This window comes from uncultured Shewanella sp. (assembly GCF_947497935.1).
In the GTDB taxonomy this organism is placed as follows: Bacteria; Pseudomonadota; Gammaproteobacteria; order Enterobacterales; family Shewanellaceae; genus Shewanella.
In genome coordinates this window covers 18,862-32,991 of record NZ_CANMIO010000013.1, presented here as the reverse complement: position 1 = coordinate 32,991, position 14,130 = coordinate 18,862, and the positions used below count along the sequence as shown (strand labels likewise).

At 44.7% G+C, this 14,130-nt stretch carries 8 protein-coding genes; 4 read left to right on the top strand and 4 right to left on the bottom strand.

All coding sequences use genetic code 11. The features are described from left to right. Nucleotides 1-726: 726 nt before the first annotated feature. Entirely contained in the window at nucleotides 727-2,349 is a 1,623-nt protein-coding gene (locus tag Q1A86_RS14705; protein ID WP_299807882.1) for a tetratricopeptide repeat-containing response regulator, read from the bottom strand. A 69-nt stretch (nucleotides 2,350-2,418) separates the two neighbouring features. Beyond that, entirely contained in the window at nucleotides 2,419-4,665 is a 2,247-nt protein-coding gene (locus Q1A86_RS14700; RefSeq protein WP_299807880.1) for an ATP-binding protein, read from the bottom strand. Nucleotides 4,666-4,928: 263 nt separating this feature from the next. Between Q1A86_RS14700 and Q1A86_RS14695 the strand changes: the two genes are divergently transcribed. Next, entirely contained in the window at nucleotides 4,929-5,831 is a 903-nt protein-coding gene (locus Q1A86_RS14695) for a LysR family transcriptional regulator (RefSeq protein WP_299807878.1), read from the top strand. Between the two features lie 111 nt (nucleotides 5,832-5,942). Here Q1A86_RS14695 and Q1A86_RS14690 read toward each other — a convergent pair whose 3' ends face one another. Both Q1A86_RS14690 and barA read right to left on the bottom strand, forming a co-directional pair. Next, nucleotides 5,943-6,548, bottom strand: coding sequence for a YjaG family protein (locus Q1A86_RS14690; RefSeq protein WP_220759879.1), 606 nt, complete (start codon nucleotides 6,546-6,548; stop codon nucleotides 5,943-5,945). Nucleotide 6,549: 1 nt separating this feature from the next. Then, entirely contained in the window at nucleotides 6,550-9,339 is a 2,790-nt protein-coding gene (gene barA, locus Q1A86_RS14685; protein ID WP_299807871.1) for a two-component sensor histidine kinase BarA, read from the bottom strand. Between the two features lie 97 nt (nucleotides 9,340-9,436). Here barA and rlmD point away from each other — a divergent pair, with 97 nt between their 5' ends. The 3 genes from rlmD (at nucleotide 9,437) to mazG (ending at nucleotide 14,101) form a co-directional block, all read left to right on the top strand. Beyond that, nucleotides 9,437-10,774, top strand: a complete 1,338-nt coding sequence (rlmD, locus tag Q1A86_RS14680) for a 23S rRNA (uracil(1939)-C(5))-methyltransferase RlmD (protein WP_299807869.1) — start codon at nucleotides 9,437-9,439, stop codon at nucleotides 10,772-10,774. Nucleotides 10,775-10,990: 216 nt separating this feature from the next. Next, entirely contained in the window at nucleotides 10,991-13,198 is a 2,208-nt protein-coding gene (gene relA, locus Q1A86_RS14675) for a GTP diphosphokinase (protein WP_299807867.1), read from the top strand. Nucleotides 13,199-13,297: 99 nt separating this feature from the next. After that, nucleotides 13,298-14,101: a nucleoside triphosphate pyrophosphohydrolase gene (mazG, locus tag Q1A86_RS14670; protein WP_299807865.1), complete on the top strand. Its 804-nt coding sequence runs from the start codon at nucleotides 13,298-13,300 to the stop codon at nucleotides 14,099-14,101. Nucleotides 14,102-14,130: the final 29 nt, after the last annotated feature.

Below are 14,130 nucleotides of genomic sequence, written 5' to 3'. Positions count from 1 at the left end.
CGTTTGGTTTTAGCTCTGGTTTTAGTTCTGGTTTTAGTTCTGGTTTTAGCTCTGGTTTGAGTTCTGGTTTTAGTTTCAGACTGATCCTGACTCGTTATTTGAAACAGACTTTTGTTACCTTTTTATGAGTGTAGGAATAAAAGGTTGGTTTTTCAAAAAACTAAAAGGTTAGGCCAGCCTTGGAATGAAGGCTTATTACATTATCTTCGTGTCGTTGCTATGGGATAGCCCGTTTTAACTTGTAGCTAAGTAGCTATCAATCGCCTCCTGCGGGGGATGTGCAGACACTGCTGAAGCACGGTGAGTAAAGCGAAGCTTTGTGCTACGAACGAGAGGCAGGATGCCAAACTGGCTTTTTAGCAGGGATGTTATTCGTCATGGTCGAGCCTCCACGGACCCTTTCCGTTATTGAGAAGTGCTGCGTGTCACGGAAGTGTCTGCACATAAGGTCGTTCATTCACATCCTTGTGATCACGACATTCGGACATCCTGTCCAGCACCTGCCGCAGGCAATTGGAACCACATTTCCAAAAAAGTTATCATCAGCTTAAAAATACTGATGAGCTTTATAGCTGTTAATCTAAGGTGTGGGCGAAGCGCCACGACGTTAGTTGTTAGACGCAGTCTAACTTGGAGTTTATGTGTGAGCTGGAAGCTCACGACCTTTATCAAACGAAGTTTGATTTAGCGTTAGAATAAGGATTATCTGCGTTTATCCTGAAACGCTTATTCAACTCTGCTTTTGCATTTGTCTATTGCCGCGAGATAGTAGTCTTGATAATTGATATTGACTAACTCCTGTTCGGCGTAAAGTTGTCTGACTACGTTATCGCAACGGCTTATTATTTCCCGAACTTGAGTGACACCCACTCCTTGTGGCCAGACATAGGACAGAGTCTTGATGATATTCAAGCACACCATCTTCAGTAGTGGGGCTTTCTCGTGGATGGCGAGATAAGTTTCTAGCAAAGCCGAGTTGTCGAGTTGGCTATCTTTGACTGCGAGATACTTCTTTTTAAGCCAGTTTTTCTTCGACTCGTTACCACTTTTTAGACCATCCAGCATGGTCACTTTACTTGAAAACACTATCTGACTCTGCTCATAGCCTAAGGTCTGGCTACTCCACTGTATGGCTTGGTTAAACTCATTTTCAACGCTCATGATATTAAGTAGCCATGCGTAATGATACGCGGCATAGAAGTGATTAAAACACTCTTTGCTATGTAGGTTTTTAAGGATATTAATTGCCGAGCGGAAGTAGCCTAATTCAAGTGATATATGAGCCTTTATCAGCTCAATTTCATCCTGAATTGATGGGTTTTTTGACTCCATTAATAACCTGAAGTGATGCTTGGCTTCCTCGATAAGATTGGCCTTATTAGGGCTAGTTTGACATGCATATAGTAGCACCCTTATAAGAGTGAGTTTGGCGAACTCATTATTGCGATAGGTATCTTTGTTGATCTCCAGATACAGGCGATAGCGGTTTAACGCCTGTTGGTAGTCCTCAACCGATAGGCATAAGTTGACTATGATGAGCTCTCGCTCTGAGTTGCCAGGCACAAGTTGGCTCGCGATTTCTAGATGTGAAATCGCGGCGGGTGTATCCTGGCTCTTAAGTTTTAGGTAAGCGGCCTCGGTTCTTATTCTTGTGTCATTAGGCGAAGACATGAGTAGCTGGTTGATGATCTTTTCAGCTTCATCGGTTTGGCCTAGATTGGCTAAGGAATTAGCCAAGCCTACTTTAGCCCAGTCGAGCTGTTTCTTTGCCAGTGTCGATTGATAAACTTGTTTAGCCTGTTCATGGCGCTGCAACATGGTGAGAAAAGAGGCGCGAAACCTTTTAATCACGAAGTAATATTCAGGATGAAATGGCGCGAGATCATCACATAATTGCAAGCCTTGTTGGGCATCTAAGGTGCGCTCTGCTGCGTAGAGGCCTGACAATTTTTGTCTGCGCCTAATGGCTACCGAGATCCGCTCTTTTAGAGAAACCGCATTGAAAGGTTTTAATAGGTACTCATCGGGCTTTAGCTCTATGATGGGCCTAACCGTTGCCGCTGAGTTGTCGCCGGTGACTAGGATAAACACGGCTTCGTCAGACAAAAGATTCAGATGCCTAAACTCTTCAAACAATTGCTTACCATTCATGCCTGTACCAAAGTTATAGTCACAGATGATTACGTCGAATGGTTTATTTGACACCAGATCGAGAGCGGTCTTGGCCGACTTGCAGGTTTGCACGTTGTTTTCTAAAAATCCTAGCTTTACCAACATACTCTTTATAGTAAATAGGAAGGTCGGTGCGTCATCTACGACTAGCACTTTTAATGTTTGAAAAGATTGCATAAAGAGTATTGTCCAAAAAACGAAAGTTCTGATGTGCGGGCTTAATCACTAAGCCCGCACATCAAATAATCATAAATATTGTTCACTGAGCCAGGTATTAATCGCTGTGATGACGCTGTCAATCTCATCAGCAAGGCGTTTAGTCGCCAACGAAGCATTAGCAGCAGTCACTGTTTCACAGGCGCAGGCGAGGGAGGCTAACTCATGGAGATTGAGTGCATTTGCCGCACCTTTGATACGATGACCTATAGCCGCAAGTGGTATGCTTTGCTCTAGCAGCTGTGTTTTATCTGCAATGAGAGAGTCTCTAACAACGGCTGAGAGCTCAAGTTGCTCTTCGATCTCATATTCATTTAACCAGTCGAGCTTATCCTGGCCGACATCTGTTGCTTGTAAACGGCAATAACGCCCTAACATTGTGCTAAGCGTATAGAAGGAATAGGGCTTATAGACGAGTTCATCCATGCCGACACTTTGTGCTTTTTCGACCACTAAGCGTGAGTCTTCTGCGGTGCAACCAATTATGGGCAAGGCGGTAAACTTGCTTTTAGCTCTTAGCTGGCGCACTAAATCATAGCCATTTAGATTAGGCATATGGCAGTCAGTAATGAGTAAATCTATCTCTTCTAAGTGATGAGTTAAGTAATCGAGAGCCTCCCGGCCATCATTCACCGTCACGACATCTAGGCCTAACTTTTTCAGTTGTTTCTGAAACAAGAAACGGTTGATTGGATCGTCATCGGCGACTAACACCTTGCCAACATACTTAAGGTTTATTGGTGTATTGTGTTGCTCGTTGTTATTTGACACACAAAGCGCATTTAACAATAGATCTGGGTAGATATAGCTAGCCAAATTAAACTCTTCAACGGTTAGTCCGTATGTTCCCAGTTGATGTATGTTCACACCCCATTGCATGAGCCAACCTGTTAGCTTGTCATTTTGCGTTTGGACATCCGGCACCATATCGAGTGCTAAAGGATGAAATACAGCGGGCAAGCTCACGCATACTTGAGTACCTTGACCTAGTTGGCTCTCCACCTTTATATCGCCACCCATTAGCTGCACTAAGTGCTCAACTATCGACATGCCTAATCCACTGCCGCCGTAGTTTCTGTTGATACTTGGGTCACCTTGTACAAAGGGCTGAAATAGGGTGAGCAATTGTGCCGGCGTCATGCCGCAGCCTGTATCTTCAACTGATAGGTACAGCTTGTGCTCTGTATTTGATACTGAAACCTTGACTAAGCCCTTCTGGGTGAACTTAATGGCATTACTTACTAAATTGTTAACCAACTGGCTGAGCCTGAGCCAATCAAGCTCAGCATGGCAGAGGTTTGTTGGTTGCCAGTCGACAATAAACTTGAGCCCTTTTACTCGAGCGCCAGCTTCTAGAGTTCTCAGCATTGAACCGAGTTCAGCAAAGATATTTCCTTGAGAAACATCGAGCTGTAGCTGGTCAGCCTCCATTTTAGAGAAGTCCAAAATATCATTAACTAAGGCTTTTAACCGCTCGGCAGAGGCCTGAGCATTTTTCATTAACTCTTGGTTTTCAGTCGATTTAAGCTCAGGTCTCAGTAGCTCCATTAAGCCTATCATCGCGGCAAGAGGTGTTCTCAGCTCGTGGCTAATAATCCCTAGGAATGACTCTCTAGCCTTTAATGCATCGATAGCTTGCTGCTGTGAAAACTTCAGTTCTTGTTTGCGCTGCTTTAACTCGGTGAAGTCGGCAAACACCGTAATGTGATATTCGTGACCATCATTATGACGGATGACTTCACGGCAAAGCCGGTAATATTTATCTGCTATTGCGTACTCATCACTCTGGCTATTGACGATACTGATAATTGAGTCCGGATGTGAATCTGCTTTCGCAGCGTCGCTTTGTACGCAGTTGTTATAGGCCTTGTTGGCTAGCATAGGTTTGCCGTTGGCATCTGATATCAACACCATGCCGGGAAAGTTGTCCAGGACGGCCATTAACCACTGCATTCGGTCATGACTGGCTTGGCCACTGGCCAGCGCTTGTAATAAAACGGCTTTACGTTTTTTATTACGAAACCAGCTTAGGGCAAGCACTAAAGCGATAAGTGTTAATAGGAGTAATTGAGTGATCCTTGTTGCGTTTTTTGGATACTCATATTGGCTCGTGAACCAGATAGACTCTTTATCTGCTGCAACAGTACTCGCTATAGCTAATGTTTTTGGCTGTAACTGTAACAGCGGCTGTTGTTGTAGTTTGAGTTCAAAAGGCTGTGCCGATAGCGAGCTTGATAAGCCTGTGAATAGCAACAGAAAGACAAGAGTTTTAGCCATTTTTTGAGCAGTGATAGAAAAAGGTTGCGCATAATAATCTAAAACGAGTTTTTGACCAATTTATTTTTATGGCTATTTGGATTTAGCCAAATTCCGGCTCGGTTCATTATGCACTAGCATTGAAATCTAGCATTAGAGTTTGCCGACTCCTCCAAGGTTAAAAAGCCGATAACATTGAGCCAGAACACTATTCCATTTATGTTTTGGTATAATATTACGGCTCGCTTTAACTCAGTCTTTTTTTTGTCGCAGGGTATATATCAATGAGTACCAACTTTGGTTTGGAATTACAGCTGATCTATCAATTTGTGCATCTAGTGAATGCTGGGAGCTTTTCTCAGGCAGCTAAAGAGCTGGATATGCCGATAGCGACGGTTAGCCGTAAGTTGACCAAATTAGAAACGGTATTAGATAAACAGCTGTTGATGCGTAATACCCGTAAACTGAGGCTGACTGAAGAGGGGATAGCGCTATTTCAGCAATATCAGTCGATTATCTCTCAGTTTGATAGCATTAGCGGAGTCAGCGTGGATAAGCCTGAAGGCACGCTGCGCATCGCCGCGCCAGTGTCGATTATCTCGATGATTTTTATTAAGACGCTGAATGAGTTCTGCGAGCAGTATCCTGATATTCAGCTGCATATTGCGCAGAACAATAACGTGATTGACTTGATTGATGAGGGCGTGGATGTGGCTATTGTTGGCGGCACTCAGCCGGATTCATCTTGGATCTCTAGCTCCTTAGGTGTACTGAATTACGGTTTATTTGCTTCGCCTGAGTATATCGACAATGCGCCGCGATTAACCCATCCTAGTGAGCTGCAAAACCACGATTTGATTAAGGTATGGCCCCTATATAACTGGTCGCTTAAGCACCCATCAGGGGAGTCATTTTATTATGACGGCAAGGCAAAGCTCACTTTAAGTGACTTGCATGGCGCGGTTGAAGCGACGGTAGACGATGGTGGTATTCTTTACGGCCCCGAACTTTTCGTTAAGAAGGAGCTTAAATCAGGCGCCTTACAAGCCATACTGCCTGAGTGGATTGGTGAGAAGAGACGCATTTCAATTTTGTATCATCAGCGCAGTCATCAACCGCTGAAGGTAAAGCTGTTTATCGAGTTTATGCAGTCAAAGGCGGGCAGTTTGTTTTCGATGGCAAGTTAACGAGCAAGCTTTTGTCCAGTTATAAAAAAGCGCATAGGGTGATCAACCATATGCGCTTTTCAGTGAGGGTGCATTCAGACGTTTAATGCCAATCTGTATGGCTGGCGACGCTTATCGACTCGCTTCGATACCGATATTTGATACACCAATCTCAACGATTTCTTTACGTAAACCTTTAATGAAGTCGGCCTTCATTGATGGGTTTTCTTCGATGATTTGTAAAAGAGATTCTTGCATCTCTTTCTCTTCCTGCATAACTTCGTGACCGAAGATATAGTCATCGAGCGCGTCTTCGTTTTTGAACTCCTGCTCGCAGGTCGCTTCGATATAGTTGGCAACAGTGGATGAAGATAATTTACTGATGTTAGTGATATCTTCCTCTACTTTGCTCTGTAGTGCACTGATAAGTGAGGTTAATGCAACTGCGGCATCCATAGCTGGATACACACCGTAAACATCGAAGTCGCTTGGTTCGGGTGTATTGTCTTCAAGGCGTTCAAGGTAGATATCTATGTTCAGCTTGAGCTTGTTATCGTACATCGATTGCCAGAGTAAATTTAGCAAGGTGTCGAGTACTTTAGGATCGCCAAATTCGCACACTTCAGAAAAAAGCTGATAGTTAGGTAGCATGCGCTGGCATAGGGCAACCGCAAAAAGCTTTTTCTGAGGTAACTCTAATGCTTTTAGACGTTTAAAAAATCCCTGTTTGTTTGTCATCTTATATATCCACTGATAGCTGGGAGATCACTTGATTAGCGGCTGATTCTACCTTAGTTAGCTCGTCAAGTAACTCTAGTATTTCCGGTTCTACATCTTCAACCGATACGCCGCGCTTTAAGCTCGACTCAATTTCTTGGCAAAGTGATTGAGTTGTCGGTACACCGCAATAACAGCTGGCACCATGAAGCTTATGGATGCAGGTAAGCATCTTGTCATTATCAGAACTCGAGAGCGCTGACTCTATCTGCTCAACAGTCTCAGGTAACGATTTTAACAACATTTTTAGCATATCCAGTGCTAAGTCTGGCTTGTTATTCGCTTGGGTCAAACAAAGTTCCCAATTAAGTGTCCGCTGCTCGAAATGGGTAAATTTAGGTTTGGTCTTCCAGCGAGTAATGACGCCTTTTAGGGCGGCTTCGTCGATAGGCTTTGGTAAGTAACCATCCATGCCGCTGGAAGTAATCCGTTCTCTTTCTTCGGCGATTGCGTGAGCCGTGACTGCAATAATGGGGGTGTTACGGTTTGCCGAGTTGGCTCGGATCTGTTTGGTCGCCGTAATACCATCTGTGCCGGGCATCTGAATATCCATAAAGATTAAGTCGTAGCAGCGCTCTTTTGCGAGTTTCACGGCTAATTCTCCGGTGTCAGCGACCTGCACTTGTGTGACTAATTCTTTTAATAAGGTATCAATCAGTTTTAGGTTCGCCGGGTTATCATCGACTGCAAGTACGCTTAAGTTTTCCAGTTTTATAGGAGCAACTAGGGGCGAAAATGGGACTAAGTTATCGTTAAGAGTTGCTGAATGCGGATCCAATAGTGAGCTAGACAGTAACTTTTCGCCGACAGGCATCGAAAGCTGTTTATCTATATAAGGCCGTATCAGGGAGAAGACTTCTTCCTGTTCGACACAATCAGAGATAAGCAGTAGGTAGTCGATCTTCGTTTTAGCCAGTTTTAGTGCATTAGCAGGTTGATGGGTTGTGGCAACTGCGCGGCAGCTCATTAGGCCAAAATTAAAGACATGATTGGATTGGGTTAGAATGAACTCTAACTGTTTGATATTTTTTGCAATAGTTACTTTTAGCCCCCAGCGCTGTAACATACGTTCAATCGCATGTTGTGTAAGGCTGTTAGGTTCAAATAATATGATACTTTTGCCCTCTAGCGTCGACAGCGGCAAAGTGTCATGAATTGGATATTGGCTAATATTGAGCGGCAATGAGAACCAAAACGTAGAACCTTGCTTAGGCTCAGAGTAACAGCCTATTTGCCCCCCCATACGGTTAACTAATCGTTTAGTGATCACAAGCCCCAAGCCAGTACCACCGAAACGACGAGATATTGAGGAGTCTCCTTGACCAAAGGCTTGGAAGAGAGACGATTGTTGCTGCTCATCAATTCCTATGCCCGTATCTATGATCTCACAGCGTATATGTACTTTGCCATCTTTGACTTCTTCAAGTTGCAGTTTTAATTGTACGCTGCCTTTATCTGTAAACTTAATCGCATTACCCACTAGGTTGGTAATGATTTGGCTAAAGCGCATGGCGTCTCCAGAGACATCCTCTGGAATACGAGAGTCGACATCGATAACCAAGGCTAACTCTTTCTCCCGCGCGCTGCTCGATAGCATGGTTACTGTTTCTTCTATGGTCTCACGCAGCGAGAAGGGGATATTCTCTAGCACCATCTTGCCCGCTTCCAATTTGGAAAAGTCGAGAATGTCGTTAATGATGCTCAGCAGGTTGGTTGCGCTGCGCTCTATGGTGCGAATATAGTCTTGCTGGCTCGAGTGTAGTGGGGTTTTTAACAGTTGTTTGGCAAAACCAATAACACCGTTAAGGGGGGTTCTTAGTTCGTGTGACATATTAGCCAAGAACTCTGACTTGATACGACTCGCTTCTTGAGCGCGTTTCTTTGCCATATCCAGTTCTACGTTTTGGATCTCTATCTGCTCTAGTGTTTCACGCAGATCGGACGTGGCCTGATCGATGTTTTGTTGCATTTCATCGTGGTACTCCGACAAAGAGCCCGCCATGGCGTTGATACCACGCTTAAGCAGATCCAGCTCACCAATCAAGTTACCCGTTAAACGGGTATCGAGTTTACCTTCTCGAATTTTGGCCACCACGCGCACCATGTCGGTAATCGGTTGGGTTACGTTTTTAAGTAGGCGGAAGGTGAAGAACAGGTTTAGCTGTACACCAATTAATACAATAATAAAGGCGGCAATGGCTGCTCGGTGCTGTTGCAGCAATGCGTTTTCTTTATTGATAAGGATGGCGATATAGCCAATTTTAGGAATGTTAGCATTAGCGTGTGGCTCCCTGTTTAAGTCTTGAACAGGAATATTATCGCTCTTAAAAATGGGTGAACGTAAAATCATACTGTCGCCGACTTGTTCCAGTTCGGTACGCAGCATCGAGGCTAAGGGTTTATCGAAGCGCATGACTTCGTGATTTTTATAATGATGAGAGGTGACAACAACCCGGTTATTGGCATCGAAGATGGCAATAAACTGTACCAATGACGCCTTATTCAATTGCGCCGAGGTGATCAGCCTCTTGGTGGTTTCAAAATCTTTGCTTTCAAGGCCGACTTCGGAGGCAATTGCCAAGGGCTCAATGATATTACTTGCCTGTTCTATGAGCGTATCTTCAAGTTCATAGAAACGATTTATGGTAAAATAGCCACCCAATAAGATCCCCACTAAAATTGTAGGGGCTAACGCCAATACCAGAACCCACGAACGAAGGCTGTATTTGGTCATATTCTTGGCATCATTCATTCTTTGTATGGGTTACCATTTAATATAGTGTGAGTTATCGATAGACTGCCAGATATTAACCTGTTTTGGCCAGTTTTTTATCTATTTAGAGAGCAAAATGGCACAATTTTTTAAAGCAAAACCAAATAGATCTAAGCAATTATCATCGAAGTTGTCACTTAAGGTGACGCAGCTGGATCACCTCGGGGCTGGCATTGGTCATCACGACGGTAAGATCGTTTTCATCAATGGCGCCCTGCCTGATGAGACGGTATCGGTGCAATTAACTGAACAGAAGAAGAAATTTTCTCGAGGTAAGTTACTTAAAATTGAGCAGCGCTCAAACGAGCGTGTCTCTCCGCCGTGTCCACACTTTGATAAGTGTGGTGGCTGCGATCTGCAGCACCTTGAGATTGAGGCTCAGCGTAAACATAAGGCCAATACCCTCGTCGACTTGGTGAATAAGTTTGCTCAGACTCAGGCCAGTGAAGTCTGCGCCCCACTCAGTGGTGACGCTTGGCATTATCGCCGTCGTGCGCGTTTAGCGACCTGGTTTGATAAGAACACTAAGCACATAAGCTTGGGCTTTAGGGCGAGTAGCAGCAGCGACGTGGTCGAGATCCAGTCTTGCGCAGTATTAGCTAAAGCCTTATCGGACTTAATTCCTGACTTGGCTTTTATGCTTAACCAGTTAAGCGGTAAAAAAGCCTTAGGCCACGTTGAACTGACGCAAGCCGATAACGGCAACTTCGTTGTGCTTCGTGTGACTAAGGCGCTATCAGATAAAGATAAGGCTCGATTAATTGAATTTGCCAATAAGCATGAGGTTATCGTGCTACTGCAAGGTGATGATGCTCAGTGTGAACATCTAAATGGTTCGGGTGAGCAGCCGTTTTATGCCCTATCGGGCAGTGATATTAAGCTTAACTTCTCCCCTGGCAACTTTATTCAAGTGAATGGTTCGGTAAACCAAGCCATGGTGAACCAAGCTGTTGAGTGGTTATCGCCGCAGGCTGGCGAGCGTGTATTGGACTTATTCTGTGGAATTGGTAACTTCAGTTTGCCGCTAGCTAAAGATGGCGCAGAGGTGATTGGTGTAGAAGGGGTGCCGGCTATGGTCGAGCAGGCAAGAGCAAATGCTCTGCAAAGTGGCTTAGATAAAGTCTCTTTCTATCATGCAGACTTGAGTGCCGAACTGTCTAAAGAACCATGGTTAGGCAAGGTCGATAAGATGTTAATCGATCCGGCTCGTGCGGGGGCTTATGAGAGCATGCAGTCACTGAAAAAGCTTAAACCGAAAGCCTTAGTCTATGTTTCGTGTAATCCTGCAAGCTTAGCGCGCGACAGTGAAGTGATCTTAAAGCAAGGTTACCAGCTTAAAAAAATCGGTTTAATTGATATGTTCCCACAGACCCATCACTTAGAGTCGATGGCCTTGTTTGAGTTAGGAAATTAAACAAAAAGACACAAATAGATACACTTAATGAAACCTTTTGCTTAAATATAACTCATACAATTCAAACTCAGGCGTTATAGGCGTTTTTAGTCGCAATTGTCAGCTTTTGTACATTGACAATAACCGCTGAATGGCGAATATAGTGGGTATAAATTAAAAAGATATAGTTAAGCGGCTGTTAACCTCTATCTTAGGTATGTAAAGGAATTAAATACGATGGTATCTGTTCGTGAAGCACATTTTAGCGATCCTGATTTTCAACTTGAAGAATGGGTGCAACGTTATATAAGTGATGCTTCGGAAGCTCAAATTCTTTTGGCCTTAATTGAGCGGGTCGAACTGCTCGTGGGGCAAAAGAAAGACGCGAACGTTACCGTATTAAAACGTGCGCGCGAGATGATAGAAATTCTTGCACCGCTGAATATGGATATTGAAACACTGCAGGCAGCCATCTTGTTTGTGGTGTTTGACGCGGGTCTCATCACACAAGAAGATGTTGAAGAGGAGTTTGGCGCTAAGCTAGCCGTACTGGTGTCGAGTGTTGAGACCATGAACGCTATTGGCGCATTGAAAGTTGATAATCAGACTCGTAGCGGCGAGCCCCAAATCGATAATATTCGTAAGATGTTATTGGCCATGGTTGAAGATGTGCGCGCGGTGGTGATTAAACTTGCCGAACGTATCTGTTTGCTTCGTGAGATCAAAAATGCCGATGAGGAGGTTAAAGTCCTTGTCGCCCGCGAGATTGCCGATATCTATGCGCCACTGGCTAACCGTTTAGGTATTGGTCAGCTTAAGTGGGAGCTTGAAGATATTTCATTCCGCTACCTGCATCCACAAACCTATAAAGACATCGCTAAGCAGCTTGATGGTAAGCGTCTCGATAGAGAAACCTTTATCGATGATTTTGTCAGTCAGTTGCAAGCGAGGTTAGATCAAGATCTGATCCGCGCTAAGGTCTACGGCCGACCTAAGCATATCTACAGTATCTGGAAGAAGATGAAAGGCAAACAGCTTAAGTTTGATGAGCTGTTTGACGTGCGAGCCGTGCGAATCGTGACCGATCGCCTACAAGACTGTTACGGCGCCTTAGGCGTGGTGCATACGCTTTGGCACCATATCCCTCGTGAATTCGATGACTATGTGGCTAACCCTAAGCCAAATGGTTACCAGTCTATTCATACCGTGGTGGTAGGCCCGGAAGGTAAGACTGTTGAGATCCAAATTCGTACCGAGCAGATGCACGAAGATGCTGAACTTGGTGTGGCGGCGCATTGGAAATACAAAGAAGGTAGCGCCAGCGGCAAGCAGAGCGGCTACGAAGACAAGATCAACTGGCTACGTAAAATTTTACAGTGGCAAGAAGATGTGGCCGAAAGCGGCAACCTGGTCGATGAAGTTCGCAGTCAGGTTTTCGAAGACCGAGTATATGTGTTTACGCCAAACGGTGAGGTGATCGATCTACCATTAGGTTCTACGGTACTCGACTTTGCTTATTACATTCACTCTCATGTGGGGCATAAGTGTATCGGCGCTAAGGTCGACGGCCGTATTGTGCAGTTTACCTATCAAGTGGAAACGGGGCAGCGAATTGAGATCATCACCTCTAAGCACCCAAATCCAAAACGTGACTGGTTGAACCCAAATTTGGGTTACATTCAGACTTCTCGTGCTCGTTCAAAAATTCAGCACTGGTTTAAACAGCAAGATAGAGATAAGAATATCGTTGCAGGCCGAGAGATGCTTGATGCCGAGCTGTCTCGAATTAATCTTCATATTAAAGATGCACAGACTGCAGTAGAAAGATTTAACTTAGTCAGTATGGACGATCTACTGGCGGGTATTGGCGGTGGTGATGTACGTCTTAATCAGGTAGTGAACCATGTTCAAAGTCGTCTGCGCACTAAAGAGCTCAGTGATGAAGAGGTGGTTGAAGACTTAGTTAAGAAGAGCCAAAGTAAGTCGGTTAAAAAAGCTAAGGGTCAAGTCGAAGTCAATGGCGTCGGCAACCTGATGAGTCATATCGCTAAATGTTGTCAGCCAGTACCTGGTGATGAGATCTTTGGTTTTATCACTAAGGGCCGTGGAATTTCGGTGCACAGAGCCGATTGCGATCAGGTTAAAGAGTTAATTCGCGCCGCGCCTGAGCGCTCAGTCGATGTGGTCTGGGGCGAGAACTACTCGGGTGGTTATAAAATTCGTTTAAGCTTGTTGGCCAATGATCGCTCTGGGCTGCTTCGAGATTTAACTTCGGTACTCGCGGCAGAGAAGACCCATGTGATGGCGATGAGCTCGACCTCGGATGTGAAAACACAAACCGCGACCATCGAATTGGAACTTGAACTGTATAATCTAGATGGCTTATCCAAAGTGTTATCCAAGATTAACCAAGTGGATGGTGTGATACAGGCCAGAAGGCTTTAATTCGAAGATGCACGGCAACCAACGGGTTGCCGTTTTTATATGTGATTATTAATCGTGACTTTAGCGTGACAGCGTTAAAGTACGCTATAGGAAAGTGGAATGACTCAGTTAGTTGGCGATACCCGCCCTCTACTTAATATTATGCGAAAGTTGCGCGACCCTGAAACGGGTTGTCCTTGGGACAGGGCGCAGAGTTTTCAAACAATCGTGCCCTTTACTCTAGAAGAAGCTTATGAGGTCGCCGATACCATTGAGCGTATGGCACTCGATGAGCTGCCCGATGAACTAGGTGACTTGCTGTTTCAGGTGGTTTTTTACTGTCAACTCGGCAAAGAGCAGGGGCTATTTGATTTCGATACCGTGGTTGAACGTATTTGCAACAAGCTTACGAGGCGCCACCCTCATGTATTTGAAAATTTGGCAACGACCAGCACGGCAGAAATCAAGCAAAACTGGGAAGAGTTAAAGGCAGAAGAGCGTAGTCAGCGAGCTCAGAACTCAGTGCTAGATGATATACCGCTGGCGTTACCAGCGTTATCTCGCTCAATAAAAATCCAGAAGCGAGTCGCTAGAGTGGGTTTTGACTGGGCTGAACTTGAGCCCGTTGTCGCCAAAATTCATGAAGAGATCGATGAGGTCATTTATGAAGTGGAGCAAGAAGAAGTCGATGCCGGAAAAGTACAAGATGAAATGGGCGACCTATTGTTTGCAGTGGTTAATCTTGCGAGGCATTTAGGGGTTGAGCCAGAAAAAGCATTAAGACAAGCAAATCAGAAGTTTGAGAGGCGATTTCGTGGTGTTGAAGCCTATGCGCAAGCCGATGGTCGCGCCCTGAATGAGCACTCTCTAGCAGAGCTGGACGGCTACTGGGATCGAGTGAAACTAAATGAGTCGAATAAATAACTTAGGTTTTCGTTCAATTCTAGTTTGTC